This window comes from Nocardioides eburneiflavus (assembly GCF_004785795.1).
GTDB lineage: Bacteria > Actinomycetota > Actinomycetes > Propionibacteriales > Nocardioidaceae > Nocardioides > Nocardioides eburneiflavus.
On sequence record NZ_SRRO01000001.1, the window covers coordinates 707,350 to 733,543 of the forward strand.

32 protein-coding genes are annotated in these 26,194 nt (G+C 72.6%); 17 read left to right on the forward strand and 15 right to left on the reverse strand.

From position 1 onward, the window contains the following. Positions 1–27: 27 nt before the first annotated feature. The 4 genes from EXE59_RS03320 to EXE59_RS03335 form a co-directional block, all read right to left on the reverse strand. Complete coding sequence (locus EXE59_RS03320) at positions 28–1,512, reverse strand: fused MFS/spermidine synthase (RefSeq protein WP_168218396.1); 1,485 nt, start codon at positions 1,510–1,512, stop codon at positions 28–30. Between the two features lie 70 nt (positions 1,513–1,582). Beyond that, a complete protein-coding gene (gene chrA, locus EXE59_RS03325; RefSeq protein ID WP_135837625.1) occupies positions 1,583–2,947 on the reverse strand; it encodes a chromate efflux transporter in 1,365 nt (454 codons plus the stop codon). 66 nt (positions 2,948–3,013) lie between these two features. Next, on the reverse strand, positions 3,014–3,283 hold the full coding sequence (locus EXE59_RS03330; RefSeq protein ID WP_246056460.1) for a GlsB/YeaQ/YmgE family stress response membrane protein: 270 nt from the start codon (positions 3,281–3,283) through the stop codon (positions 3,014–3,016). 61 nt (positions 3,284–3,344) lie between these two features. Further along, positions 3,345–3,965, reverse strand: coding sequence for a DUF2238 domain-containing protein (locus EXE59_RS03335; RefSeq protein WP_135837626.1), 621 nt, complete (start codon positions 3,963–3,965; stop codon positions 3,345–3,347). Positions 3,966–4,054: 89 nt separating this feature from the next. Here EXE59_RS03335 and EXE59_RS03340 point away from each other — a divergent pair, with 89 nt between their 5' ends. Together EXE59_RS03340 and EXE59_RS03345 are read left to right on the forward strand one after the other, a co-directional pair. Next, complete coding sequence (locus EXE59_RS03340) at positions 4,055–4,693, forward strand: vitamin K epoxide reductase family protein (protein ID WP_246056462.1); 639 nt, start codon at positions 4,055–4,057, stop codon at positions 4,691–4,693. A 49-nt stretch (positions 4,694–4,742) separates the two neighbouring features. Beyond that, the gene (locus tag EXE59_RS03345; protein ID WP_135837627.1) at positions 4,743–6,008 is read left to right on the forward strand and encodes an MFS transporter; all 1,266 of its coding nucleotides are present in this window, start codon (positions 4,743–4,745) and stop codon (positions 6,006–6,008) included. Positions 6,009–6,081: 73 nt separating this feature from the next. Here the strand turns inward: EXE59_RS03345 and EXE59_RS03350 are convergent, their stop codons facing one another. Genes EXE59_RS03350 through EXE59_RS03370 form a run of 5 tightly spaced genes read right to left on the reverse strand, consistent with a single transcriptional unit; the run spans position 6,082 to position 10,097 of the window. Beyond that, positions 6,082–7,092, reverse strand: a complete 1,011-nt coding sequence (locus EXE59_RS03350) for an aldo/keto reductase family protein (protein WP_135837628.1) — start codon at positions 7,090–7,092, stop codon at positions 6,082–6,084. Positions 7,093–7,102: 10 nt separating this feature from the next. Further along, positions 7,103–7,747: a Pr6Pr family membrane protein gene (locus tag EXE59_RS03355; protein WP_135837629.1), complete on the reverse strand. Its 645-nt coding sequence runs from the start codon at positions 7,745–7,747 to the stop codon at positions 7,103–7,105. 39 nt (positions 7,748–7,786) lie between these two features. After that, the gene (locus tag EXE59_RS03360; RefSeq protein ID WP_135837630.1) at positions 7,787–8,014 is read right to left on the reverse strand and encodes a biotin/lipoyl-binding carrier protein; all 228 of its coding nucleotides are present in this window, start codon (positions 8,012–8,014) and stop codon (positions 7,787–7,789) included. Positions 8,015–8,070: 56 nt separating this feature from the next. Next, complete coding sequence (locus EXE59_RS03365) at positions 8,071–9,318, reverse strand: hypothetical protein (RefSeq protein ID WP_135837631.1); 1,248 nt, start codon at positions 9,316–9,318, stop codon at positions 8,071–8,073. A gap of 11 nt (positions 9,319–9,329) precedes the next feature. After that, positions 9,330–10,097, reverse strand: coding sequence for a carbon-nitrogen hydrolase family protein (locus EXE59_RS03370; protein WP_135837632.1), 768 nt, complete (start codon positions 10,095–10,097; stop codon positions 9,330–9,332). A gap of 37 nt (positions 10,098–10,134) precedes the next feature. On the opposite strand from EXE59_RS03370, the gene mobA reads away from it, so the two are divergent. From mobA to EXE59_RS03390, 4 genes are all read left to right on the forward strand, one after another. Then, complete coding sequence (gene mobA, locus EXE59_RS03375; protein ID WP_135837633.1) at positions 10,135–10,713, forward strand: molybdenum cofactor guanylyltransferase; 579 nt, start codon at positions 10,135–10,137, stop codon at positions 10,711–10,713. A gap of 48 nt (positions 10,714–10,761) precedes the next feature. After that, positions 10,762–11,085 (forward strand): DUF6457 domain-containing protein, encoded by a 324-nt coding sequence (locus EXE59_RS03380; protein WP_135837634.1) that lies wholly within the window; start codon positions 10,762–10,764, stop codon positions 11,083–11,085. Positions 11,086–11,088: 3 nt separating this feature from the next. Next, on the forward strand, positions 11,089–12,057 hold the full coding sequence (locus tag EXE59_RS03385) for an NAD(P)H-quinone oxidoreductase (protein WP_135837635.1): 969 nt from the start codon (positions 11,089–11,091) through the stop codon (positions 12,055–12,057). A 182-nt stretch (positions 12,058–12,239) separates the two neighbouring features. After that, positions 12,240–12,881 (forward strand): bacterial proteasome activator family protein, encoded by a 642-nt coding sequence (locus EXE59_RS03390; protein WP_425464506.1) that lies wholly within the window; start codon positions 12,240–12,242, stop codon positions 12,879–12,881. A gap of 3 nt (positions 12,882–12,884) precedes the next feature. Here the strand turns inward: EXE59_RS03390 and EXE59_RS03395 are convergent, their stop codons facing one another. From EXE59_RS03395 to serS, 5 genes are read right to left on the reverse strand one after another with little or no spacing between them, the layout of a single operon-like run. After that, positions 12,885–13,457 (reverse strand): hypothetical protein, encoded by a 573-nt coding sequence (locus tag EXE59_RS03395; protein WP_135837636.1) that lies wholly within the window; start codon positions 13,455–13,457, stop codon positions 12,885–12,887. 10 nt (positions 13,458–13,467) lie between these two features. Further along, on the reverse strand, positions 13,468–14,286 hold the full coding sequence (locus EXE59_RS03400; protein ID WP_135837637.1) for an HAD family hydrolase: 819 nt from the start codon (positions 14,284–14,286) through the stop codon (positions 13,468–13,470). Then, on the reverse strand, positions 14,283–14,603 hold the full coding sequence (locus EXE59_RS03405) for a DUF1905 domain-containing protein (protein WP_135837638.1): 321 nt from the start codon (positions 14,601–14,603) through the stop codon (positions 14,283–14,285). The genes EXE59_RS03400 and EXE59_RS03405 overlap by 4 nt, the downstream gene beginning before the upstream one ends. Before the next feature lie 3 nt (positions 14,604–14,606). Continuing rightward, positions 14,607–15,443 carry an HAD family hydrolase gene (locus EXE59_RS03410; RefSeq protein ID WP_135837639.1) on the reverse strand — a complete coding sequence of 279 codons (837 nt, stop codon included), beginning with the start codon at positions 15,441–15,443 and terminating at the stop codon, positions 14,607–14,609. Further along, positions 15,440–16,705, reverse strand: coding sequence for a serine--tRNA ligase (gene serS, locus EXE59_RS03415; RefSeq protein ID WP_135837640.1), 1,266 nt, complete (start codon positions 16,703–16,705; stop codon positions 15,440–15,442). The genes EXE59_RS03410 and serS overlap by 4 nt, the downstream gene beginning before the upstream one ends. 59 nt (positions 16,706–16,764) lie before the next feature. On the opposite strand from serS, the gene EXE59_RS03420 reads away from it, so the two are divergent. Continuing rightward, entirely contained in the window at positions 16,765–18,339 is a 1,575-nt protein-coding gene (locus tag EXE59_RS03420) for a bifunctional phosphatase PAP2/diacylglycerol kinase family protein (RefSeq protein WP_246056464.1), read from the forward strand. 17 nt (positions 18,340–18,356) lie between these two features. On the opposite strand, the gene EXE59_RS03425 is transcribed toward EXE59_RS03420, so the two are convergent. After that, positions 18,357–18,749 carry a DUF4446 family protein gene (locus tag EXE59_RS03425; protein WP_135837641.1) on the reverse strand — a complete coding sequence of 131 codons (393 nt, stop codon included), beginning with the start codon at positions 18,747–18,749 and terminating at the stop codon, positions 18,357–18,359. 69 nt (positions 18,750–18,818) lie between these two features. Between EXE59_RS03425 and EXE59_RS03430 the strand changes: the two genes are divergently transcribed. From EXE59_RS03430 to EXE59_RS03470, 10 genes are all read left to right on the forward strand, one after another. Continuing rightward, on the forward strand, positions 18,819–19,658 hold the full coding sequence (locus EXE59_RS03430) for a prephenate dehydratase (protein WP_135837642.1): 840 nt from the start codon (positions 18,819–18,821) through the stop codon (positions 19,656–19,658). A gap of 33 nt (positions 19,659–19,691) precedes the next feature. Next, positions 19,692–20,297, forward strand: a complete 606-nt coding sequence (locus EXE59_RS03435; RefSeq protein WP_246056465.1) for a TMEM165/GDT1 family protein — start codon at positions 19,692–19,694, stop codon at positions 20,295–20,297. Beyond that, on the forward strand, positions 20,279–21,418 hold the full coding sequence (locus tag EXE59_RS24085; RefSeq protein ID WP_210428879.1) for a GNAT family N-acetyltransferase: 1,140 nt from the start codon (positions 20,279–20,281) through the stop codon (positions 21,416–21,418). Before EXE59_RS03435 ends, EXE59_RS24085 begins: the two co-directional genes overlap by 19 nt. Positions 21,419–21,456: 38 nt before the next feature. After that, positions 21,457–21,801, forward strand: coding sequence for a hypothetical protein (locus EXE59_RS03445; RefSeq protein WP_135837643.1), 345 nt, complete (start codon positions 21,457–21,459; stop codon positions 21,799–21,801). A 91-nt stretch (positions 21,802–21,892) separates the two neighbouring features. Then, positions 21,893–23,134, forward strand: coding sequence for an arginine deiminase (locus EXE59_RS03450; RefSeq protein WP_135837644.1), 1,242 nt, complete (start codon positions 21,893–21,895; stop codon positions 23,132–23,134). Between the two features lie 90 nt (positions 23,135–23,224). Beyond that, the gene (locus EXE59_RS03455) at positions 23,225–23,599 is read left to right on the forward strand and encodes a cyclic nucleotide-binding domain-containing protein (RefSeq protein WP_135837645.1); all 375 of its coding nucleotides are present in this window, start codon (positions 23,225–23,227) and stop codon (positions 23,597–23,599) included. Positions 23,600–23,603: 4 nt separating this feature from the next. Continuing rightward, a complete protein-coding gene (locus tag EXE59_RS03460) occupies positions 23,604–24,608 on the forward strand; it encodes an adenylate/guanylate cyclase domain-containing protein (protein ID WP_246056468.1) in 1,005 nt (334 codons plus the stop codon). A gap of 74 nt (positions 24,609–24,682) precedes the next feature. Further along, complete coding sequence (locus EXE59_RS23630) at positions 24,683–24,850, forward strand: hypothetical protein (RefSeq protein ID WP_168218397.1); 168 nt, start codon at positions 24,683–24,685, stop codon at positions 24,848–24,850. Between the two features lie 102 nt (positions 24,851–24,952). Next, a complete protein-coding gene (locus tag EXE59_RS03465) occupies positions 24,953–25,390 on the forward strand; it encodes a sigma-70 family RNA polymerase sigma factor (RefSeq protein ID WP_168218398.1) in 438 nt (145 codons plus the stop codon). Next, on the forward strand, positions 25,387–26,112 hold the full coding sequence (locus EXE59_RS03470) for a hypothetical protein (protein ID WP_135837647.1): 726 nt from the start codon (positions 25,387–25,389) through the stop codon (positions 26,110–26,112). Before EXE59_RS03465 ends, EXE59_RS03470 begins: the two co-directional genes overlap by 4 nt. The last annotated feature ends 82 nt before the right edge of the window (positions 26,113–26,194 follow it).

Below are 26,194 nucleotides of genomic sequence, written 5' to 3' on the forward strand. Positions count from 1 at the left end.
GCGTCCTCCGCGGCGTCGCGCGGCGAGTCAGCGCCCGTACGGCGTGAGCAGCTGGTCGACCGGCGCGTAGTCGTCGGTCAGCACCGGCGCGTCCGCCGACCACGCGGCCAGCTCGTCGCCGGACATCGTGCTCCAGCCCAGGTCGCGCCCCGCGAACGACGCCGTCACAGCGTCGAGGTCGACCGGCTCGTCGGAGGCGACCAGCACGAGGTTGCCACCGTCGTCGCCGGCCAGCACGTCCGGCGCGGCCAGCAGGACCACCTCGTCGAACACCTCCCCCGACGTGCGGACGTAGGCGCGGGCGAAGTCGAGCGGGCCGTGGTCGATGATGTTGGCGACGTAGACACCGTCTCCGGCCAGGCTCCGCCCGATCCCCGCGAGCGCCTCGACCGTGGCGAGGTGCCACGGGACGCTGACGCCGCCGAACGCATCGCCGACGACCAGGTCGAGGGTGCCGGGGCCGAGGTCGTCGATGGCAAGGCGGCCGTCCTCGACGTCGACGTCGACCCCGTCGGGGAGGGAGCCGAGCAGCTCCAGGTCCGCCGCGACGACGCCGGCGTCGATCTCGGAGACCGTGCTCGTGGTGCCCGGCCGGGTCGCGGCGAGGTATCGCGGCAGCGTCAGCCCGCCCGCACCGAGGTGGTGCGCGGCGAGCGGCTCGCCGGCCGGGAAGGCGGTGTCGAGCACCGACGCCATCGCCTGGACGTAGGCGAAGTCGAGGTGGGTGGGGTCGTCGAGGTCGACGTAGGAGTGCCGCAGCCCGTCGAGCACCAGGACCCGGCCGTCGGGCCGGTCGGGGTCCGCGGCGACCGCGAGGCAGTGGTAGGTCGTCTCCACGTCACACCCGCTCGGCGCGGCGGCCGCGCCGAGCCCGGCGAGCGCCACCACGAGGCCGAGCACCGCGTCACCGCGCCCGCGTCGCCCCGCGACCTGGACCAGCACCGACGTCACCAGCAGCACGACGCCGAGACCCACGAGGATGCCGCTGACCGGCACCCGCGAGACGAGCACGAAGCCGGTCGCCACGGTGCCGACGATCGCCCCCACGGTGCCGAGCCCCGACAGGTGCCCCACGACGGTGCCGGTCTCGGCGAGGCTGGTGAGCCGCAGCTTGATGACCACCGGGCTGACCGCCGACAGCAGCACGCCCGGCACGAGGATCGACAGGGTGGCCGCGAGGAGGAGCAGGCCGGCGTCGCCCGAGGCGGCCGCCCCGCGTACGACGGCGGGCGTCAGCGCCACGGCGGCACCCGAGATCCCGAGGAGCGGCCCGAGCAGCGGCTGCGGCGCGACCCGGTCCGCGGTCCACCCGCCGGCCCACGTGCCGGCTGCGATGGCGGTGAGGGCCATCCCGATGACCAGCGTGTTGGTCTCGAGGGTCAGCCCGTAGTGCGGCGCGAGCAGTCGGAGGGCCACCAGCTCGACCACCAGCACGGCCGCCGACGAGCCGAACACCAGCGCGCCCGCGACCCACGCCGACAACCCGTGCCCGTGCGCCGCGTCGTCCGCCATGGCGCCGATCCTGTCAGTCGGCCCCCAGCGCGGGCGCCTCCACCTCCGTCCCGTCCGGGGACGGCCGGTCTCAGGCCGCCAGCGCCAGCCCGACCACGACCCCGGCCAGAGCGCAGGCACCCAGCGTGCGCAGGACCGACCAGCCGCGCCAGAAGACCAGTGCCGCGCCGAGGCCGGTGATCGCCAGCGCGGCCCAGTCGACCGAGGAGAGCACGGGGTACTCGGCGTCGAGCGGTCCGGCCACGAGGTGCCGGGTCTGGCCGAAGAGCGTGTGGAGGGCGAAGAAGAGCGCCAGGTTCGCGATCACGCCGACCACTGCGGCTGTGATCCCGGCCAGCGCTGCGGCCAGGTCGCGGTTGCCGCGCAGGCGCTCGACGTAGGGAGCGCCGAGGAGGATGAACAGGAAGCAGGGCACGAACGTCACCCACGTCGTCAGGCCCGCGGCGAGCACGGCGGCCACCCACGGATCGAGATCGCCGGGAGCGCGGTACGCGCCGACGAACGCGACGAACTGCACGACCATGATGAGTGGTCCGGGCGTGGTCTCGGCCAGCGCGAGCCCGCGCACCATCTCGCCCGGTGCCAGCCAGCCGTACACCTCGACCGCCTGCTGGGCCACGTAGGCGAGGACGGCGTACGCGCCGCCGAAGGTGACCAGGGCGGCTCCCGAGAAGAAGACGCCCTGGTCGACGAAGATGCTCGAGCGGCCGAACATCGCGGCGACGAGCACGACCGGCGCGAACCACACGACCAGGCCGACGACGAGGACGATCGCGACACGCCTGGTCGACGGCCGTTCCGTGTGCAGCGCGTCGTCACTGACCAGCGGGGGCGGGCCGTCGACGGCAGCCGCGGCCGGCGGCCGGGTGAACCCCGGGATGCGCCGCCCGAGCACCCAGCCCGCGACCGCCGCTGCCAGCACCACCGCCGGGAACGGCACGTCGAAGAAGGTCAGGGCGAGGAACGACAGGGCGGCGAGCCCGACCAGCGCCGGGTGGCCCAGCCCCTTGCGGCCCACCCGTACGACCGCCTGGACGACGATCGCGATGACGGCCGGGGCCAGGCCCAGGAAGAGCGACTCCACGAGGGTCGTCTCGCCGTAGGCGACGTACACGCCCGAGAGGACGAGCAGGGCCACCACACCGGGAAGGATGAACAGTGTCCCCGCGACGAGGGCGCCCCTGACGCCGTTGAGCAGCCAGCCGACGTACGTCGCGAACTGCTGCGCCTCCGGCCCGGGCAGGAGCGTGCAGTAGGACAGGGCGAAGAGGAACCGCTGCTGGCCGATCCAGCGCTTCTCCTCCACCAGCGTGCGCTGCATGACGGCGATCTGCCCCGCCGGGCCGCCGAAGGTCTGCAGCGAGATCGCGAACCACGTCCTCGCCGCCTCACGGAGCGGGACGACGTCGTGCGTGACGGGCAGCGGCTCGGGCATGGGTGCACCGAACCGCGTGGCGACCCGTTAAGTCAAGTTGTCAGATCGACAAAGCACGCATCGACCTCAGGCGGCGGTCTTGTTCCTGCCCGCGACCGACTCGGCCACGCCGATGAGCAGGACGGCAGCGATGACCGCGAAGATGAAGCCGAGGACGTTGAGCTCGCCGATGTCGCCCGTCCCGATCATGGAGGCGAGCAGCCCGCCGATCACGGAGCCGACGATGCCGAGGCCGAGGGTGGCGAGGAGGCCGAGGTTCTGACGACCGGGCTTGATGAGCCGGGCGAGGGCGCCGATGATGAGGCCGGCGACGAGGAAGCCGATGATTCCGAACATGTGTGCTCCTGCGGCTCGAGGGGGTGGGGACGGTGGTCCCGTCCTTCGAGCATAGACACCCTCAGGTCAGCGGCCGGGGATCCCGCAGCCGCCCCCGGCGCCAGGAGCGGTGGATCACGACGGCCGCCACCACCGCACCCGCGGTGCCGAGGGTCAGGTCGCCCAGGGTGTCGGCGTAGGCGAACTCCCGCTCGGTGGAGCGGCTGATGAAGGCGAAGAACTCCGCCACCTCCCAGGCGATGGCCGCCGTCGCGCCGAAGGCGAGGGCCCGCTCCAGCACACGGCCGAACCCGACGTCGCGCGGCAGGGTCAGCAGGACGAACGCGGCGGCCAGGAGGCCGGTGTTCATGAGGTGCATCCAGTCGTCGAACCACACGACCGTGTCGTAGAGGTCCATCCGGTTGCCGAGGATGTCGGTGAAGCAGGTGATGGTGATCAGCAGGTCGGGCAGCCACGGGAACGAGATGCGGTCGCGCCAGAGCGCCCACCACAGGACGGGCACGGTGAAGGAGACCAGCGGGTAGCCGATCGCCCGCATCCCGGCGGCCTTGTCGCGCATGTGGGCCTGGTCGGGATAGACGACCGCGAAGAGCAGCAGGAGCACGAGCGCACCCTTGGCGAGCACGTTGGCGGTCTTGGCGAGGGTGGGCGTCGCCGCCCGCTCGATCGCTGCCTCAGTCACGCGGACCCCTGTCCCCCGGCTTCGCGTCGGTCGCGCGCCCGGCCCAGTGTCTCACCCCCGGTTGGCGAGATGTCGGAGGATGGGACGACATGACCCCGCACCGAGGAGACTCGCTCGCCATGAGCACGTACGCCACCACCGGCGAGCCGCAGGAACGACCCCTTGCCATCGGCCTCCTCGTGGGCGGCCTCGTCGGCCTGGTCGCCGCGGCCGTGCTGCTGATCGAGCGGATCCGCCTCGCCGAGGACAGCGGCTACGTCCCGACGTGCAGCATCAACCCCGTCCTGAGCTGCGGCAGCGTGATGGAGTCCGCGCAGGCGTCGCTGCTCGGCTTCCCCAACCCGGTGATCGGCGTGGCGGCCTTCCCGGTCGTCATCGCGACCGGAGCCGCGATGCTGGCCGGGGCGCGGCTGGCCCGGTGGTACTGGGCCGGCCTGCAGGCGGGCGTCACCGCGGCGATGGTCTTCGTCGCCTGGCTCGTCTTCCAGAGCCTGTACCGCATCGGCGCGCTGTGTCCCTACTGCATGGTGGTGTGGGCGGTGGTCATCCCGCTGTTCTGGTACGTCACGGCGCGCAACGCGGCCGCCGGCGTCCTCGGGTCGCCGCCGGGCGGGCGGCTGGCGACCGGGCTGCTGGACTGGCGGGCCCCGCTCGTGTTCGGCACGTTCCTGCTCGTCGTGCTGCTGGTCCTCGAGCGGTTCTGGACCTACTGGTCCACGCTGCTCTGAGGCGGGCCCCGGGACGCCGCCTCCGCAGGCCGTCACCTAGCCTGCGCAGGTGGAGAAGCGGCTGCTGGCGGACACCCGTCCGCTCGCCAACCCGCACTTCAAGCGCCTCTGGCGGGCCAACATCGTCACGGTGATCGGCGCCCAGCTGACCGTCGTGGCCGTGCCCGCCCAGATCTATTCGATGACCGGCTCCTCGGCGTACGTCGGGCTCACCGGTGTCTTCGGGCTCGTCCCGCTCGTGGTCTTCGGTCTCTGGGGCGGCGCGCTCGCCGACGTCTTCGACAGGCGCACCCTGCTGCTCATCACCACTGCCGGCCTGATCGCCACCAGCGCCGGGTTCTGGCTCCAGGCGGCGCTCGGCGCCGAGGACGTGTGGCTGCTGCTGTCCCTCTTCGCGGTGCAGCAGGCGTTCTTCGCGGTCAACCAGCCGACGCGCTCCGCCCTCCTGCCACGGATCATCGACAAGGAGCTGCTGCCGGCGGCCAACTCCCTCAACATGACCGTCATGCAGGCCGGCGGCATCGCCGGACCCCTCGTCGGCGGCGCGCTGATCCCGCTGATCGGGTTCTCCTGGCTCTACCTGCTGGACACGATCACCCTCTTCGCGACCCTCGGCGCCGTCGTACGCCTGCCGCCCCTGCCCGTCATCGGCGCGACCGTGACGCCGGGGATCCGCGCAGTGGTCGACGGCTTCCGCTACCTGCGCACCCAGCCGGTGCTGATGATGTCGTTCGTCGTCGACCTCATCGCGATGGTCTTCGGGATGCCGCGAGCGCTGTTCCCCGAGATGGCGGACGTCGACTTCGGCGGTCCGAGCGAGGGCGGTCTGGCCTTCGCGCTGCTCTTCGCCGCGATCCCGGCCGGGGCCGTCGTCGGCGGGGTGCTCTCCGGGTGGGTGTCGCGGGTCGAGCGCCAGGGTCTCGCGGTGATCGTGTGCATCCTCGTGTGGGGCCTGGCGATGGTCGGCTTCGGCGTCGCCGCGATGCTCGCCCCCTTCGCACCTGCGCTCCTCCTGGTCGTCGCCGTGCTGATGCTCGCTGTCGGCGGTGCCGCCGACATGGCCTCGGCTGCCTTCCGTACGTCCATGCTGCAGGCCGCTGCCGACGATGCCGTCCGCGGCCGGCTCCAGGGCATCTTCATCGTGGTCGTCGCCGGCGGGCCGCGCGTCGCGGACGTCGCGCACGGTGCCGCCGCGGCCGCCACCGGAGCAGCGGTCACCGCGGCCGGGGGCGGCGTGCTGGTCGTGGTCCTCACGGTCGTCGCGGCGCTCGCCGTGCCGGCCTTCGTGCGCTACCGGGTGACGCGGGTCGCCTGACCCGCGCCGCCGGATCGCGGCGCGGACCTGCGTCGCCTGGGCCCGCGCAGCGTAGGGGTTGTCAGGCGCCCGCTCAGACGACGCGGGTCTTCGGCATGCCCTCCGCGGTCTTGGCCGGGTCGCGCACCACGACGTCGCCGAGCGCCTCGTCGATGCGCTTCATGACGTCGACGTCGAGCCTCACGCCGGCCGCCTTGACGTTGTCGGCGACCTGCTCGGGGCGCGAGGCGCCGACGAGGGCGGCGGCGACGTTGTCGTTCTGCAGGACCCACGCGATGGCGAGCTGCGCCATCGTGAGGTCGCAGTCCTTCGCGATCGGCTCGAGGTCCTGGACGGCGGAGAGAACCTCGTCGCGCATGAAGCGCGAGATCATGTCGGCGCCGCCCTTGGTGTCGGTCGCGCGCGAGCCCTCGGGCGGGGCCTGGCCGGGCTTGTACTTGCCGGTGAGCACGCCCTGCGCGATCGGGCTCCACACGATCTGCGAGACACCGAGCTCGGCCGACGTCGGCACGACCTCGTCCTCGATGACGCGCCAGAGCATGGAGTACTGGGGCTGGCTGGAGATCAGCTGGAAGCCGAGCTCCTTCGAGAGCTCCACGCCGGCGCGGATCTGGTCGGCGGTCCACTCGCTGACGCCGATGTAGAGCGCCTTGCCCTGGCGCACGATGTCGGCGAAGGCCTGCATCGTCTCCTCGAGCGGCGTCTCCACGTCGTAGCGGTGGGCCTGGTAGAGGTCGACGTAGTCGGTCTGCAGCCGCTCCAGCGAGCCGTTGATCGACTCCATGATGTGCTTGCGGGACAGGCCGGTGTCGTTCTTGCCCTTGGGTCCGGTCGGCCAGTAGACCTTCGTGAAGATCTCCAGCGACTCGCGGCGCTCGCCCTTCAGCGCCTCGCCGAGGACGGTCTCGGCGGCGGTGTTGGCGTAGACGTCCGCGGTGTCGAAGGTCGAGATGCCCTCGTCGAGCGCGGCCCGCACGCACTGCGTGGCGACGTCGTTCTCGACCTGGGAGCCGTGGGTGAGCCAGTTGCCGTAGGTGATCTCGGAGATCTTCAGTCCGCTGTTGCCGAGGTATCGGAATTCCATGCTCCCGACCCTAGCGAGGGGCCGGGCGCAGCCTCCGGTCGAGCCAGCCGTGGAGCGCGAGGACGGCGAGGAACAGCACCGTGATCCCCACGCAGGCGACCGCCACCTGGCCCCAGCCCTCCTCAGAGGGGTCGAGGAACGGGTACGGCACCCAGCCGTCGAGCTGCCCGACGGCCAGCGTCCAGGCCGTCCACGCGAGCGGCCAGACGAGGGCGTACGCCGACTCCCGCCGCGAGGTCCGCGGACGCGGTCCGGCGGCCGCCCAGGCCGCGACCGCGAGGACGGGCACCACGATGTGGAGGAGCTTGTCGGCGGCCCAGCCGGCGCCGTCGAGGTCCAGGAGGGGACGCAGCAGGAAGAAGTGCACGACCCCGGTGACCGTGATCCCGACGAGGGCGGCGATGCGCGCCACGCGCCACCACGGCCGGTCCGCCTCGGGGTCGCGGGCGAGCACCGTCGAGGTGACGGCGACCAGGAGGTTGCTCTGGATCGTGAAGTAGGCGAAGTAGCGGTAGGTCCTGGCCGCCAGCCCGGGCGGGTCCTCCTCGACCAGGACCGCCTCGCCCGTGACGACGAGAACCAGCTGGAACACCAGCGCGAACCACGCCACGGCGGCCACGACCAGGTGCGCCGTGCGGGCGCGCGCGGGAGTCATGGCAGGAGCGTAGGGCTCCGCCTCTGCCGCGAGGTGTCGTCAGTCCAGGACGACGAGGACGTCGCCGTCCTGCACGACGTCGCCGGCGGTCACCTTGATCGCGGTGACGGTGCCGCCGCGCTCGGCGAGCACCGGGATCTCCATCTTCATCGACTCCAGCAGCACGACCGTGTCGCCGGCCTCGACGCGGTCGCCCTCGGCGACCTCGATGGTCAGCACGTTGGCGACCAGCTCGGAGACGATCTCGACGGACGAGGTGCGGGCCATGCGGTCGACGCTAGCGGTTACCCGGGCGTACGCCGGGGCCGGGCGAGCCCGCCCGCTCAGAGCTCGGCGAAGCGGCGGGGCTCGGGACGGTGCGGCCCGGCCTCCTCGGCACGGCGCCCGCGCTTGCCCTTCGGGCCGGTGAGGGCGAGGTCGGCGCGGATCACCAGGAAGCCGACGACCAGGCCGAGCACGATGGAGTACGCCGAGCGCAGGCCGGCCTCGAGGTACGAGCTGTCCGGGGCGACGAGGCCCGTCGCGAGCGGCACCGTGGCCGCGACCCCGAAGGCGCAGAACCACCAGCCCTGCCGGCGGCGCGCGCGGACGTGGGTGCCCCAGACCAGCGCCGGGATGCCGAGCAGGACGACCAGCGGCCGCGGGAAGGCGCCGATGCGCTCGGCGGTCCAGTCGGCGAAGTCGAGCACCGAGGAGACGAAGGTCTGGGCGCCGTAGCGGCGCAGGAGCTCGGCATAGGCGAGCGTCGCGAACAGCACGCCGAGCCCGATCGCGACGACGATCATCCCGCGCCGGCCGAGGCCGTGGAGGCCCGCGCCGAGCCGGTAGACGATCGCGAGGACGAGGGCCAGTGCCAGGAGGAGGGCGACGATCTCGAAGCGCTCGGTGGCGACGGTCGGCTCGAAGCCCACCGCAGCGAAGGCGGTGACCGTGGCGACGAGCGCCGCGATGAGCGCCTCACGCATCGCCTTGAGCCCGGTGACCGCGGGGACGGTCACCATCACCGCGTAGACACTGCCGACGACGCAGGTCATCACGGCGGCACCGGTGGGCAGCACGCGGCCCCCGACCACGAGGCTGGTGACCCCGAGGGCCAGGGCCAGCCCGGCGGAGATGAGCGCGCGGCCGGCGGTGCGGGTCGCGAGGAGCCAGGACAGGGACGTGACGACGGCGACCGCACCGGCGCCGTCGAGCCACTCCGGCACCGCAGGGAGCTCGTCGATCGGCGCGCTGTCGCCGATGACCCCGGTGACCGCCGACCAGCCCAGCGCAGCGGCGCCGAGCACGAGGACGAAGAACCAGATGGCGAGCACCGACCGACGTGGACCGTCGGGGAAGACCTCGACCGGCTCGGCCGCGGCCGGCGCGGCGACAGCGGGCGTGGACTCCGGCGTCGGTCCCGGCGCGGGCTCGCGCGGCGGCGCGACGGCAGGCGGGGGCGCGGGGGCGACCGGGGTCTCACGGTCGCGGGAGGTCGCGGCCTTCCTGCGGCGCAGCCGGGAGGGCGGCCGCTCGGCAGCCCGCTTGCCGCGGGAGGACCCGCGGGGGCTGTCGGAGGAAGGGGAAGACACGACGCAGGAGGTTACAGCCGACGGTTGGACAGGGACGGATTGGTGCGGCGGGCCGCGTCGAGGTCAACGCGCTCCAGCACCGCCTCGAGGACCTGCTCTCGGCCGTCGGCCTCGACGAGGGTGTCGCCCAGCGGGCCGAACACCGCCGAGTGCCCGACGTAGCGCGGCTCGGGCTGGCCCGCACCCACGACGAAGCAGGTGTTCTCGATGGCGCGGGCGGCGAGCAGCGTGCGCCAGTGGGCGACCTTGCGCTCACCCGGCAGCCAGGCGGCCGGCACGACGAGCACCTCGGCCCCCGCGTCCACCAGGCGCCTCGCGAGCTCGGGGAACCGGAGGTCGTAGCAGGTCATCAGGCCGACCTGCCAGCCCGCCACCTCGACCACGGCGGGCTCGAGCGGGCCCCCCGTCAGACGGTCGGACTCGCGGTAGCCGAACGAGTCGTAGAGGTGGATCTTGCGGTAGGCGGCCGTGGTGGGACCGCCCACGACGAGGGTGTTGTAGGGCCGGTCGGGATCTGCGGAGGTCTCGAACATGCCAGCCACGACAGTCGACCCGGTGGCGGCGGCCACGCGGGCGACCTCCTCGGCGAAGGGACCGTCGAGCGCCTCGGCGAAACCGCTCACGTCCGAGCCCGCCTCGCCGAAGTCCCGCGCGAAGGCCTCCGGCAGGACGACGAGGTCGGCGCCGGGCCCGACGCCCTGCGAGAGGCGTACGCGGTTGTCGGCGGGCTCGAGCCCGCTCGCCCACTGGTGGACGCGCACCCGCAGCTGGTCGGCCATGCGTCCACCCTAGGACCCCGGCTGGGACACTCGATCCATGGACTTCGACCTCACCGCCGGCGGCTTCTGCGGGGTCGTCCTCGCCGGGGGCACGGCGGCGCGGATGGACGGCGTCGACAAGGCGGGCGTCGAGCTGGCCGGGCGCACGTTCCTGGCGTACGCCGTCGACGCGTTCCTCGACGCCGACGAGGTGGTGGTCGTCGGGCCGGCCGGCGTCCGCACCGAGCGCCCGGTCACCTTCGTCTGCGAGGACCCGCCGCGCGGTGGCCCGGTCGCGGGGCTGCTGACCGGCGTCGACGCGCTGCTGCGCGCGCCTCGCCTCGTCGGGGTGCTGGCGGTGGACATGCCCCGGGTCACCGCGGGGACGATGCGGCGGCTGCGCGACGCCGCGGTCGGCCACGACGGGGCGTTCCTCGTCGACGGTGACGGTCGCCGGCAGCTCGCCGGCGTGCTCGACGCGGCCCGGCTCGCGGCCGTACGCCCGGACCTGGAGGGGCAGCACGGGATGGCGCTGCACCGGCTCCTCGAGCCGCTCGACCTGGCGGGGGTGGCCGCGGCCGGCGAGGAGGCGGTCGACGTCGACTCGTGGGCGGACCTGCGCGACCTGGGTCGCTGAGCCCCGGCTCCCTTGCCGCACCCGGGTGGGGTGCGAGACATTGGGATCGTGAACCTCCACGACTGGATCGACGAGCTCAGCGACGTCCTGGACGTCGAGACCGAGGTCGACGAGGGGCTGATCCTCGACATCGCCCGCACGGCGGCCCAGAACGTGCAGAAGACCGCAGCGCCCATCACGACGTACCTCCTCGGCGTCGCCGCCGGCGCGCGCGACGCCGACCCCGAGACCATCGAGCGGCTCGCCGCCAAGGCGCAGCTGCTCGCCGAGAGCTGGGACCGACCGGCTGACGCGCCGGACCCCGACGACATCGACGACGAGGTGCCCGACGACTCGACCGTCGACCACACCGGCGACGAGTTCGAGGACTGACCCGTGCGCGCGGTCGTCTCCACCGGCGACGGTGGCCCCGAGGTCCTGTCCGTCGGTGAGGTCGAGGACCCGCGTCCGGGCGCCGGCGAGGTCCTCGTCGACGTGGTCGCGACGGCGGTCAACCGCGCGGACACCCTGCAGCGGATGGGCTTCTACCCGCCGCCACCCGGCGCCTCCGACGTCATCGGCCTCGAGTGCAGCGGCCGGATTGCCGGGCTCGGCGAGGGCGTCGAGGGCTGGGCGGTCGGCGACGAGGTGTGTGCGCTGCTCGCCGGTGGCGGGTACGCCTCCCGCGTCGTCGTGCCGGTCGGCCAGGTCATGCCGGTGCCGGTCGGCGTCTCCCTGGTGGAGGCGGCCTGCCTGCCGGAGGTCGCGGCCACGGTGTGGTCCAACGTCTTCATGACCGCCCACCTCGACAAGGGCGAGCGGTTCCTGGTCCACGGTGGTGGCGGCGGCATCGGCACGATGGCCATCCAGCTGGCGGCGGCGCGGGGGGCCGAGGTCTTCACGACGGCGGGCTCGCCCGAGACGCTCGAGCTGTGCCGCTCGCTCGGTGCCACGCGGGCGATCAGCTATCGCGACGAGGACTTCGTCGAGGTGCTCACCGAGGTCGGCGGCGCCGACGTCATCCTCGACAACATGGGCGCGAAGTACCTCGGCCGCAACGTCTCCGCGCTCGCCACCAACGGGCGCCTGGTCATCATCGGGATGCAGGGCGGCACCAAGGGCGAGCTCGACATCAACGCCCTGCTCCGCAAGCGGGGCTCCGTCACCGCGACCTCGCTCCGGGCGCGGCCGCTCGCGGAGAAGGCGAAGATCTGCTGCGAGGTCGTGGAGAACGTCTGGCCCCTCGTCGCGGCCGGACGCGTACGCCCCATCGTCGAGACCACGATGCCGCTCGAGGACGTCGCCCGCGCCCACCAGCTGATGGAGGACGGCGGGCGCGCGGGGAAGATCGTCCTGACCCTCTGACGGACCGCTCGAGCGGTGTCCCAGCCACATTCCCGGCGTCGGGGATGTGGGTCAGCCACCGCCCGCCGGCGTGTCGGGGAGGGACACCTCCTTGAGCGGTGAGCCAGCCACATTCGCAGTCCCTGGGATGTGGCTCAGCCACCGCTCGGGCCGGCCTCGAGCGCGCGACTAGGGTTGGGGCCATGACCGAGCAGCCGCAGCCCGAGCCCGCGTCCGGCCCCGACGGCGAGGACCACGTCGTGGTCGTCGGCCCCGACGGCCAGCCGATCGGCACGATCCCGGCCAGCGCACTGCCGGCGATGACCCAGGCCGCCGACGGCGGCGACGAGGCCGACGACGACGACGGCGAGCGCCACATCACCGAGCTCGTCGAGCAGCCGGCCAAGGTGATGCGCATCGGCAGCATGATCCGCCAGCTCCTCGAGGAGGTGAAGGCGGCGCCCCTCGACGAGGCCAGCCGCAACCGGCTCAAGGACATCCACGCCGCCTCGATCAAGGAGCTCGAGACCGGGCTCGCGCCCGAGCTGGTCGAGGAGCTCGAGCGGCTCTCGCTGCCCTTCACCGAGGACGGCACCCCCTCCGAGGGCGAGCTGCGCATCGCGCAGGCCCAGCTCGTCGGCTGGCTCGAGGGTCTCTTCCACGGCATCCAGACCGCGATCTACGCCCAGCAGATGGCCTCGCGCGCCCAGCTCGAGCAGATGCGCCGCGCGCTGCCGGCCGGGCACTCCGGGCACACCCAGCAGGCACCGCCCGGCATGCCCACCATGCCCACCGAGGATGCCGACGACCACACCGGCGGCCGCGGCGGAGGCATGTACCTCTGAGGGTCAGCGGCGCCCGAGGCGGCGTACGACGACCAGGCCGAGCAGGCCGATGATCGCGGCGGCTGCGCCCGGCGCGGCCGTACGGGCGAAGCCGGCGGGCGGGGAGTCCTCGACGAGCGTGCGCTCGGCCGTGGGCGGCGGGGGCGGCTCCACGGGGGTGCCCTCGCCGAGGAGCTTCTCGACCTTGGCCACCTTGGTCGGGTTGGCCACGCTCGTGCCGCTGCAGCTGTCGGCCTCGAACGGCGCCTCGGTGCCGGTGGCGAGGAAGACGTAGGACGTGCCGACGGCCAGCTCACCGAGGCCGCACGCGTTGCGACCGCCGGCGGAGAAGACCTGGGTCGAGCGTTCCGGCGAGCCCGCGTAGGCGCGAGAGGCAGTGACGTCGTAGGTGTGGTCGTTGCCGGCGACCTCGACGTTGTCGACCGTGGCGATGAAGACCGCCTCGGCGCGCCCGACCTGCTGCTCGAGCGTGCCCGGCTTGCAGGTGCACTCCGCGGACGCGGGCGCCTGGACCGTGACGACCAGGCCCAGGCACGCGAACAGCAGTGCGGCGGCGAGGCGTACGGCGCGGATCATGGCGGGCAGCCTATCGAGAGGGACCGGACGGGAGGCCGAAGAGGTCGGCCAGCACCGTCGCGACGCCGTCCTCGTCGTGGTGCGGCGCGAGGCGGTCGGCGAGGTCGCGCACCGACGGGTGCGCGTTGGCCATCGCGTAGGACGTGCCCGCCCACTCCAGCATCGGCAGGTCGTTGGGCATGTCGCCGAAGGCGACCACGTCCGCGGGGCCGAGGCCCATCTCCGCGGCGACTGTGGCGAGCGTGGTGGCCTTGGTGACGCCCGCGGCGCTGATCTCGACCAGTGCGAAGGTCGACGACCAGGTCGTGGTCACCAGGTCGCCCACGGCGGCGTCGACGCGCCGCCAGAAGTCCTCCGCGTCGAGCTCGCGGTGCGTCGCCAGCACCTTCACCACGTCGTCGGTGTAGATCGACTCCCACGCGCCGCGCCGTGAGTCGCGGTCGTCGGGGTGCCGGGGGAAGGCGTCCTCGCTGGCCCACCCCGCCAGGTGCTCGATCGCGAAGGTGGTCCCCGGGACGGCCGCACGGATCGTCTCGGCGATCGCGACACCCACCTCCCGTGGCACCGCACGGAAGTCACGCACCTCGCGGCGCGCCACGTCGTACACGATCCCCCCGTTGCTGCAGATCGCGAGGCCGTGCCCGCCGACGGCCTCCCAGAGCTCCTCCATCCACCGGATCGGCCGGCCGGTGGTGAAGACGACGGGCACGCCGGCGGCGTCGAGCTCGTCGAGCACCGCGCGGGTGCGGGCCGAGACCCGGCCCCCGGAGTCGAGCAGCGTCCCGTCGAGGTCCGTCGCCACCAGCCGCGGGGCCGGGGTGTCGCTCATGCGCCGTCCCGGAGGGTGAGGGTGACAGTGAGCTCGTCGCCCTCGGTCACCCCGGCGGCCGTGCGGACGGCCTTCTTCACCGGCAGCACGAAGCTGCCGGACGCCGCGTCGGGGAAGACGCTCGTGTCCCACTCCGTCCCGCCCACCCGCGCCCGTACGCGCACGGAGCCGAAGCCGCGCGGCTCGCCGGCGCGCTCGCGCACGTCGTCGGCGAGGTCGGCGGGGAGGGTGACGAAGCACCAGGCACCGGAGTCGGCGGACTCCTTGCGCGCGGTCCACCGCCACAGCTCGGCAGTGAAGGTGAGGCCCGCGTCCACGACTCAGGTGTCCTGCGGGAACCAGCGCGACATCTCGACCGCCGCGCCCTCGTCGTTGACCGAGGCAGTCACGTGGTCGGCGGCGGCCTTCACCTCGTCGACGGACTGGCCCATCGCCACGCCGCGACCGGCCCACCGCAGCATCTCGATGTCGTTGCGCCCGTCGCCGATCGCGAGGACGTCAGCGGCGGAGAGACCCAGCTTGGCGCAGACGTGCTGCAGGCCCGAGGCCTTGGAGACCCCGACCGGGGAGAGGTCGAGCCAGGCGGTCCACCCCACGACGTAGTCGGTGCCGTGCAGGCCGAGGTTGGCGGCGAGCTCGATGAAGTCGTCGGCGGTGGCGTCGGGGTCGCGCACGATCACGCGGCTGACCGGCTCGCCGACGATGTCGTCGACATGGGTGATGAGCTGCTCGCCGGAGAGCTCGCCCTCGGGAAAGACGCGGTTGACGCGGTAGCCGCCGACCTCGCGCTCCTCGACCGCGACGAGCGCACCGGGGTGGTGCTCCAGCACCGCCGCGACGGCGGGTGCCGCGTCGAAGGTCTCCTCGTGGACCACCTCCATCGGCGGGTAGCGGAACACGACGGCGCCGTTGGACGCCACGACCCACAGCTGGTCGGCCTCCTCGCGCGGGATGTCGAGCAGGTCGGCGATGCGCGTCATGCCGTGGGGCGAGCGCCCGCTCGACAGCACGATGTGGGCGCCCGCGTCGAGGGCGCGGTGCACCGCGTCGTAGACCGGCTCTGTGATGGTCTCGTAGTCCTCGGTCTGCCCGTCGACCCACTTGAGCAGGGTGCCGTCGATGTCGAGGGCGACGACCTTGGGGGTCCAGTCGGTCATGCGAGCGGCTTCATCACTTCCAGGCCACCGAGGTAGGGCCGCAGCGCCTGGGGCACCGTGACCGACCCGTCGGCGTTCTGGTGGGTCTCCAGGATCGCCACGATCGCCCGGGTCACCGCGGTGAGGGTGCCGTTGAGCGTGGCGACCGGGGTCGTACGCCCCTCGACGCGGGTGCGGATGTCGAGGCGGCGAGCCTGGAACTCGGTGCAGTTGGAGGTCGAGGTGAGCTCGCCCCAGCCCTGGCGGGTCGGGATCCAGGCCTCGCAGTCGAACTTGCGCGACGCGCTGAGCCCGAGGTCGCCGGCGGCGGTGTCGATCACGCGGTAGCAGAGCTCGAGCTTGTCGAGGAACTCCTTCTCCCACTCCAGCAGGCGCTGGTGCTCGGCGTAGGACTCCTCGACGGTCGTGTAGACGAACATCTCGACCTTGTCGAACCAGTGCACGCGCCAGATGCCGCGGGTGTCCTTGCCGTGCGAGCCGGCCTCCTTGCGGAAGCACGGGCTGAACGCGGCGTAGCGCAGCGGCAGCGCGGCGGAGTCGAGGATCTCGTCGGAGTGGAAGGCCGCCATCGGCACCTCCGAGGTGCCGACGAGGTAGAGCTCCTCGCCCTCGATCCGGTAGACGTCGTCGGCGGCCTGGCCGAGGAAACCGGTGCCCTCCATCGCGCGCGGACGTACGAGCGACGGCGCCGCCGCCTGGACGAAGCCCGCGGCGCGGGCCTGGTCCATCGCCATGTTGACGAGCGCGAGCTGGAGCTGGGCGCCGATGCCGGTGAGGAAGTAGAAGCGCGAGCCGCTGACCTTGGCGCCGCGCTCGAGGTCGAAGGCACCGAGCAGCTGGCCGAGCTCGACGTGGTCGCGCGGCTCGAAGTCGAACTCGCGCGGCGTGCCGACCTGCTCGACGACCGTGTAGTCCTCCTCGCCGCCGGCCGGGGCGGCGTCGTCGGCGATGTTGGGGATCGCCCTGATCGCATCGTCCCACGCGGCCTCGGCGCTCGTACGGGCCGCCTCGGCCTCCTTGACGCCGGCGGCGAGCTCCTTGACCTGCGCGAGCAGGGCCTGCTTCTCCTCGCCCTGCGCCTTGGCGACGAGCGCGCCGCTGGCCTTCTGCTCGGCGCGGCGGGCCTCGAAGTCGGCGATCGCCTGCCGGCGGGCGGAGTCGGCCGCCAGCGCCCGGTCCACCACGTCGTCGGACAGGCCGCGCTTGGCCTGGGCGGCGCGTACGCGGTCGGGGTCGTCACGGAGCAGGCGAGGGTCGATCACACAGGAAGGCTAGCCGGATGGGCGTGGGTCCCAGCAATTGGTTTGGGCATACTGCGCGGGTGACTCCCGCCTCCCGCAACCGCGCCCTCGGCGGGGCAGCCCTCGCGGCAGCCCTGTTCGCGGTCCTCGGCTACATGGTGACCCGCGACAGGTCGCCCCTCGACACCTTCGACGTCGAGGGCCGCCGGCTCGAGGACTGGGCCGACGACCAGTCGGTGCTGATCGACGTGCTGCGAGTCGTCGAGGTCGCCTTCGGCACCATCGGGATGACGATCCTGACGGTGCTGCTCGCGGGCGCGCTGCTGCTGCGCCGCCAGCGCTGGGCCGCGGTGCTGGCCGTCGTGGTGATGTCCGTGACGGCCGTGGCGACCACCGGTCTCAAGCTCTGGCTCGGCCGTGACCGTCCGGACTGGCAGGACGCCCTGGGGAGCCACGTCAACAACAGCTACCCGTCCGGGCACGCGTCCTCGGTCGCGGCCTTCTCGGTGCTCCTCGTCATGCTGCTGGTGCTGTTCGTACGCCGGGCGAGCCTGCGTCGCCTCGGCATCGCGGTGGTCGTGGTCTGGTGGCTGCTGGTGGGAGTGGACCGCGTGCTGCTCGGGCGCCACTTCCCGACCGACGTCATCGGCGGGACGCTGCTCGCGCTGGCGATCTTCTTCCTGGCCCTGGCCTTCATCGACCCGCGACCGCGCTCGACCGCAGCCAGGTCGGAGCCGTTGCCCGAGGTCTACGCCTCGGAGAAGCGGCTGGCGGTCATCCTCAACCCGATCAAGGTCGAGGACGTGGGCCAGTTCCGCGCGATCGTGGGCGCGATGGCCAAGGAGTCCGGCTGGTCCGAGCCCACCTGGCAGTACACGACCGTCGAGGACCCGGGCACCGGCATGGCCGAGCGGGCCGCCGTCTCCGGCGCCGACCTGGTGCTGGTCTGCGGCGGGGACGGCACCGTGCGCGAGGTCTGCGCCGAGCTCGCCGGCACGGGCATCCCGGTCGGGATCGTCCCCGCCGGCACGGGCAACCTGCTCGCGCGCAACCTCGACATCCCGCTCTACATCCGCTCGGCGATCGACGTCGCGCTCAACGGCCAGGACCGGGCGATCGACCTGGTCAAGGTCGGTGGTGACGGCATCGAGGACACCCACTTCATGGTCATGGCCGGGATGGGCTTCGACGCCGCGATCATGGAGGGCGTCAACGAGGACATCAAGAAGAAGATCGGCTGGGTGGCCTACGTCGTCTCCGGCCTGAAGTCGCTGATGTTCCCCGCGATCAAGGTCGAGATCCAGATCGACGACGACGAGCCCACCGTCCACCGGGCCCGTACGGTCGTGGTCGGCAACGTCGGCTTCCTCCAGGCCGGCATGCCGCTGCTGCCCGACGCGACCATCGACGACGGCATCCTGGACGTGGTGATCATCCACCCGCGGCAGTTCCTGTCCTGGATCACGGTGGCGATGCGCGTGCTGGCCAAGAGCACGATCGTCGACGAGACGCTCGATCGCCGCACCGGCTCCCGCGTCCGGGTCAAGGCGTCCTCCGACACCCCCCGCCAGCTCGACGGTGACTCCATCGGCGAGGGCCGCGAGCTCTGGATGGAGTGCATCCACGGGCGGCTGCTGGTCCGCGTGCCGCGCTGAGCCACCCGGCCGCCCGCTCAGGCGCGGGCGTGCTCGATCGCCTCCTCCTCCTCTGGCGAGAGCTGCTGCTCGCACGACCACGAGGAGATCGACTTGGCGTAGGTCCGGGCCTCGCTGCGGCCGTGGATCGAGGTCAGCACCACCCCGTGCCCGGCGTCGTCGAGCACGGCGAGGCTCCAGCTCAGGTGACCGCCGACGTCGCCGAACGCGTCGTAGCGCACGACCGAGAGGTGCCGCAGCGCGTCGGCGTTCTCGGCCTTGAGGGCCGCGACCTCCTGCCGGAGGCCGTGGACGTCCTCGGGCAGGGCGTCCACGCCGTCCGCGGCGGGGCGCGACGGCGTACGACGGAGCGCGAGGCCCGCGGCCGCGAGGGCCACGGCGGCGAGGACGACAGCAACCAGATCGAGCATGGGGCGACCCTATGTTCGGCGACTGGTCACGGCCGGTCGGACACGGCCGGAGGTGACACACTCGCGGACGTGACTGCCCGACGGATCGCCTACCAGGGAGAGCCCGGCGCCAACTCCCACCTGGTCTGCCAGCAGGCCTATCCCGAGTGGGAGCCGCTGCCGTGCGCGTCGTTCGAGGACGCCTTCGCCGCCGTGGAGGGCGGCGAGGCCGACCTCGCGATGATCCCGATCGACAACTCGATCGCCGGCCGGGTGGCCGACATCCACCACTTCCTCCCGACCTCCGACCTCCACATCGTGGGCGAGCGGTTCCTGCGCATCCAGTTCTCCCTGATGGCGCTGCCGGAGGCGAGCATCGACACGCTGCGGACCGTGCACAGCCACGTCCACGCCCTCGGCCAGTGCCGCGGCGTCATCCGCGAGCTCGGCCTCACCCCGGTCGTCGCCGGTGACACCGCCGGCGCTGCGCGCGAGGTGGCCGAGTCGGGCGACCCGACCCAGGCCGCGATCGCGCCCCCGCTGGCCGCGGACATCTACGGCCTGAGGGTGCTGCGTGAGGAGATCGAGGACGAGGACCACAACACCACCCGGTTCGTGGTGCTCTCCCGCGACTTCGAGCAGGCGCCCGCCGGCGACGGTCCGGTCGTGACGACTTTCATCTTCAACGTGCGCAACCTGCCGGCCGCGCTCTACAAGGCGCTCGGCGGCTTCGCCACCAACGGCGTCAACATGACCAAGCTGGAGTCCTACATGGTCGGCGGCCACTTCACCGCCACCCAGTTCCTCGCCGAGGTCGACGGTCACCCCGACGACCCGCCGGTGCGCAACGCGCTCGAGGAGCTGGCGTTCTTCACCACCGAGGTCAAGGTGCTCGGCGTCTACCCCGCCGACGCGTTCCGGGCCGAGTAGTTCGCGATCGATCGCCCCTGACAGACTCCCCCGGTGATCGATCTCCTGGTGGTCGCCCTCGCCTTCGGCGCCATCTTCGTCGTCGAGCTCCCCGACAAGACCTTCATCGCCACCTTGGTGATGTCGACGAAGATGCGCCCGCTGTTCGTCTGGATCGGCGTCGCGCTCGCCTTCCTGGTGCAGACCGGCGTGGCGGTCGGGCTCGGCACGGCCGCGTCCTTCCTGCCCGACCTTCTCGTCCACGTCGTCGCCGCCGTGATGTTCCTGGTCGGCGCGATCATCCTGTTCCGCGCCGCCCGCACCGCCGACGCCGAGGAGGGCGCCCAGGAGGACGAGTACGCCGCGAAGGCGGACACGGGCGCGCACGGCTTCAAGGTCGTGGCGACATCCTTCCTGGTGCTCTTCGCCGCCGAGTGGGGCGACCTGTCGCAGCTGCTGACGATCTCCCTCGTCGCCAAGTACGACGACCCGCTGTCCGTCTTCCTCGGCGCGTGGGGCGCCCTGCTCGCGGTCTCCGGCCTCGCCGTGATCGTGGGCCGCCTGCTGCTCCAGCGCGTACGCCTGTCGGTCCTCCACCATGTCGGTGCCGCGGTCTGCGTCTTCATGGCAGCCTTGACGGTGTGGGAGATGACACGCTGACGCAGTCCGTCCACGACCGCTACGTCGCCGTCAACGGCGACCACCCGATGACCGCGGAGGACGACGCGTACGTCCGGGAGCTCTTCCTTCCCGCGACGCCCCAGGCGATGGAGCTGATGCTGGCCGACCGCCTGCCGCTCCCGTCCTACGTGCTCTCCGACGGGACGCCGATGGTGCCGGCCGACCACGGCAGGCCGGCCGAGATCGCCGGCGGCGTCGAGCGGCTGCACGACTGGTTCGTGGCGTTCTGGGAGGGCGACCCCGAGAGCGGGGAGCAGGAGTGGGCGGCGTACCTGTCCGGGCAGCACGTCTGCCTGCGCGAGGTGCTCCCGACCCGCATCAAGCAGAAGGCCGAGCGGATCGCGGAGGCCGCGGCCGCCGTCGACCTGCTGCGCCGCGACCCCCACGACCCCGTGGCGCGCGGCATGCTCGGCGAGGCCGTCGACGGTGTGCTGGCGGTGCCCGGCCTCGACTCGCTGCTGCGACGGATGACGGCGTACGACCGGCTCCGCTTCGGCGGACCGACCGTGCGTGAGCAGTGGGTCGACGCGCCGCGCGCGGAGTTCCTCACGCCGGTCCCGCCGACGTGGCCGCTGCGCACCGAGCGGCTCGTGCTGCGGCCCTTCGAGCCGGGCGACGCCGAGGCGTTCGCGATCGGGTGGGCGTCGGAGGAATGGACCAGCCTGCTGCTGAGCCGGCCGATGAACCGCGCCGAGGTCGGCGAGATGGTCCGCCGCCGGATGGAGCCCGGCGACGGCACGTTCATCGGGCTCGCGGTCGCCACCCACGACGGCACCGTGGTCGGCGACTCGATGCTCCACCTCCAGGGCACCGGGCTCTCCGAGGGCGAGATCGGCTGGACGGTCCTGCCCGGGCTCGGCGGCAGGGGCTACGCGACCGAGGCCGCGCGGGCCGTGCTGCGCCTGGGCTTCGAGCACTTCGGCCTGCGGCGCATCGTCGCCAACCTCGACGCCCGCAACGACCGCTCGGCCGCGCTCTGCGAGCGGCTCGGGATGCGGCGCGAGGTCGACCGCGTCGGGGACTTCTGGTCCAAGGGCACCTGGACCAGCTCCTACGAGTACGCGCTCCTGCGCGAGGAGTGGGTCGCGGCGCAGGCGTGAGGCCCTGTGGAGGACGTCGACGGCCTCGGGCGCGATCCGTGCTGCCCGAGCCAGTCGTCAACCTCGAGGTGCGCGACGAGTCGGGCGAGGTGCTCCGCAAGTACGACCTGAGCTGTCCGGCGGTCAAGGTGGCCGTCGAGTTCAACGGCAAGGTCCACGTGCTCGTGCCGGGGGCGTGGGAGGCCGTCCTCGAGCGTCGCGACGCGATCGACGACTCGAAGTGGCGGCTGCTGCCTGTCATCAGCTCGGGCATCTACGCCACGCCCGAGGAGACCCTCAGCCGCGTCCGCCGTGTGTTGTTCGCGCGCTCGCTGCCCGGCGTACCGCTCCGGCTGGACGACGCGTGGCGCGCCCACTTCCCCGGCCACGCCGAGGCGGCGTGAGCACGTGCGGCGGTTCCGGCCCCCGCAGGACCGGATCGAGGGCGACATCCGCCGCACGTGTACGCCGCCCGACGAGCGATAGAGTCCGCGCATGCCCACCCCGAACAGCACCGGCACCCCTCACGGAGCCGACAGCGAGGTCGGCCGCCTGGCCACCGTCATGCTCCACCGCCCCGGCAACGAGCTGAAGCGGCTGACGCCCCGCAACAACGACCGCCTGCTCTTCGACGGCATCCCGTGGGTGAGCCGGGCGCAGGAGGAGCACGACGCCTTCGCCGAGACGCTGCGCGACCGCGGTGTCGAGGTCCTCTACCTGACCGAGCTGCTGACCGAGACGCTCGAGAGCGAGATCGCCCGCAACCACGCGATCACGAGCGCCCTGTCGGGGCTGCACCTCGGCGACACCATGCGCCGCTACCTCGCCCTAGCGCTGCGCGACTGCTCGCCCGCCGAGCTCACTGACGTGCTCACCGCCGGCATCCGCAACGACGAGGTCCGCGGCGGCCACGGCCTGGTGACCAGCCTGCTCGACCCGCACGACTTCCTCATCGACCCGCTGCCCAACCTGCTCTTCACCCGCGACTCCAGCGTGTGGGTCCGCGACCGGGTCGCCGTCACCAGCCTCGCGATGCCGGCCCGCAAGCGCGAGACGCAGCTGACCGAGCTGATCTACACCGAGCACCCGCGGTTCGCGGGCACCCGCAAGATCCACGGCTGGCACAACGAGCACGTCGAGGGCGGCGACGTGCTGCTGCTCGCACCCGGCGTGATCGCCGTCGGCGTCGGCGAGCGTACGACTCCCGCGGGCGTCGAGCGGCTCGCCCGCCAGGTGTTCCACGCCGACCTCGCCCACACCGTGCTGGCCGTGCCGATCGCGCAGGAGCGGGCCACGATGCACCTCGACACGGTCTGCACCATGGTCGACGTCGACAAGGTCGTGATGTACCCCAACGTCGCCCACACGCTCCGGGCGGTCACGGTCACCCTCGACGACCCGGGGTCGGGCGAGTCCGACCTGTCGCTGAGCGTCAGCGACTCCGAGCCGTTCCTGGTGGCGGCGGCCAAGGCGATGCAGATCGACACCCTGCACCAGATCGACACCGGCCTCGACCCGGTCACGGCCGAGCGCGAGCAGTGGGACGACGGCAACAACACGCTGGCCCTCGCGCCGCGGATCGCCGTGGCCTACGAGCGCAACGACGAGACCAACGACCGGCTCGAGGACGCCGGCATCGAGGTCGTCCGGATCGCCGGCTCCGAGCTCGGCTCGGGGCGTGGCGGCCCGCGCTGCATGAGCTGCCCGATCTCCCGCGAGCCGCTGCACACCGACTGAGGGCGGGTCGCGGGCGAGAGCCAGTGCACAACTGTTGACCGAATCCTCCCAGCGGGCATCACGTTCGCCCCGGTGGATCGTTGAGGTGGCATGACTGAGTCCATCCTCGAGGCCCTGCCGCCTGAGGACGCCGAGCGCGTCCTGGCCGCGGGTCGTGCGCTGACGCTCCCCCAGGGCTGGTCGCCCATCGCGGAGAGCACCCCCGCCGACAAGGCGTACCTCATCACAGCCGGTCGGGTGTCGGTCCGCAAGGGGGGCGTCGAGATCGCCACCCTCGGCCCCGGCTCCGTGGTGGGCGAGACCGCGATCGTCAACCGTACGCTCCGCTCGGCCACCGTGGTGGCGCTGACGCCGCTGAGCGTCGTGCACTTCACCAGCGAGAGGATCGAGGAGCTCGCCGACGAGATCCCGTCCTTCGGTGCCGCACTGCGGGCAGCCGCGGCGGGACGCGTCGGGCGGGGCTGACTCCTTGGACGTCCCGGCCGGGGTCGCGGCGGCGATGGAGGCGTACCTGCTCGGGCAGGAGCCGACCCTGACGCGGGTCGAGGTGGCCGAGCGGGCCGGCGTGCCGCTGGAGCTCGCCGTCACGCTGTGGCACCAGCTCGGCTTCCCGCACCACGCCGACGACGACGTGGCCTTCACCGAGAGCGACGTCGAGGCGCTGCGCCTGTCGGCCGAGCTGGTCCGGATCGGCATCCTGTCCCCGGAGTCGCAGGCGGCGCTCGTGCGCACCTGGGGACGCAGCTTCGCCCGGCTCGCCGAGTGGCAGACCACGCTGCTCGCCGGCGTGGCCGTGGAGGCCGGCGACCCCGGGGAGGGACTCACCGACCTCGCGACCGACGTGCTCCCGCGCGTGGAGGCGCTCCAGGCGTACGTCTGGCGACGGCACCTCGCCAGCGCGACCCAGCACCTGCTCGGGGACGCCGGCTCCCTCACCTCCGGCGAGGCGCAGCTGTCGGTGTGCTTCGTCGACATCGTCGGCTACACCACGCAGAGCCGCAGCCTCGACGGCGCCGAGCTGGTGGCGTGGGTCGACGGCTTCGAGCAGGACACCACGACGCTCGTCGTCGACCGCGGCGGTCAGGTCATCAAGACCATCGGCGACGAGGTGCTCTTCACCGTCGCCGACCCGGCCGCCGCCGTCGAGGTCGCGCTGGCGCTGACCGCCCGCGGTGCCGACGAGGACGACCCGTTCCCGGCGGTGCGGGCCGGGGTCGCGCACGGCGCGGTCGTACGCCGGCTCGGTGACGTCTTCGGCTCGACCGTCAACGCCGCCTCGCGGCTGACCTCGGCCGCCCGTCCCGGCAGCGTGCTCGTCGATGCGGGGGTGCACGCCGCCCTGGCGTCGAACGAGGAGGACGAGGAGGGCGAGGAGGGCTCGCCCTGGCGCTGGCGACGCGTGCGCCGGGTCTCCGCGAAGGGCTTCACGCACCTCGAGGCGTGGCGTGTGCGAGCCCGGCACGAGGCCGGCTGACTCGTCCAGCACCTCCTTGTCGCCCCCGCCGGACGAGGAGCACACTGGTGCTCATCGTCTTCAGGAGCGCCGTCATGAGCATGTTGCGAACCATCGGGTGCGCGGTCGGGCTGCACAGCTGGGAGCCGCCCGTGGGTGACGTCGGTGGAGACCACCACACCTGTCTCTACTGCGGCCGGACGAAGCCGGTCAACACCGGCCGCCCGCCGGACGCGCACGACAAGTCGGGCATCCACTCCTAGGTCTGTCCCCCTCGGTCGCCGGCCGTTCGACGGCAGGTGCAACGCTGCACCTGTCTGCGACGACTGAGGGGTGTGACGACGATCGAGGAGCAGGGTCCGGGCGTGGACTTCGAGGATGCCTACCGCGAGCACCGGCTTGCGCTCCTGCGGCTGGCCTACCTCGTGTCGGGCTCGGTGGAGGTCAGCGAGGACGTCGTGCAGTCGGTGTTCACCTCCGTGCACCCGCGGTGGGACCAGATCGACACGCCGCTCCCCTACCTGAAGCGGGCGGTGGTCAACGCCGTCAAGGACGGCCAGCGCCGCCGCCTGCGGCTGGCGGCGAAGCCGGTCGAGCGGCCCCCGGTCGTCCTTCCTCCAGAGGTCGACGAGACGTGGGAGCACGTGCGGGGGCTGTCATGGGTCCAGCGCGCCGTCGTGGTCCTGCACTACTACGAGGACCTGCCCCTGAACGAGGTCGCCGCCATCCTCGGCCGTCCTGCGCCAACGGTGCGCTCCGACCACCGCCGCGCACTGGCCAAGCTCCGAAAGGCACTCGCATGAACACCACAGCAGACCGCCGTACACGGGACCCGCGAGACGTGGAGACCCGGCTCCGTCGCGACCTCGGTGTCGTGGCCGGCACCCTCGCGGTGGAGCACTTCGTCGCCTCGGACCGGCAGGCGGTCCCCGCCGGGCGACGCCGCAGGTGGCGCCTCGCGCTCGGCGTGGGTGCGATCGCCGTGCCGGCGGCGCTCGCCGCTGGTGCTCTCGTCCAGGAGGGACCGGAGTACGTCGACACGATCGACCCGGACCGGATCGTGGCGACCGGGAGCGTGGACGGCAGCCGCTACCTGCTCGTCGAGTCCGACCGGACCGACGCGTGCGGCAACCCCGTCACAGGCGTGGAGTTGGTGGAGGAGGACGAGAACCTGCTCGGCAGCGAGTGGAACACGTCCGGCTACGAGTACGGCGAGGTGGTCGAGCAGGCGTGCGGCTCCGTCAACGACGTCTCGCGGTTCCTCGAGGACCCGTCCCTGTTCACCGACTCGGGCGTCGAGGTGGGTGACTCGTTCGTGTGGGTCTACGCCGTTCACCCCGACGTGGACACGGTGCGCATCACCTCAGGCGACTTCACCGAGGACCTGCGCGTCCACACGGTCGACGGGGCCGGGTACGCCCCGTTCGAGATCCCGAAGGGGATGGACTCCTACACCTCCGAGCTCGTCATCGACGGGCAGCCCGTCCCCGGCTCCGTCGAGGAGCAGCAGGTGCCGCGACCGTGAGGGTCCACGATGACCACGGGCGCCCGCGGAAATGCAGGAGCCCGGTCGTTGTTGACGGGGGAAACAACAACGACCGGGCAGG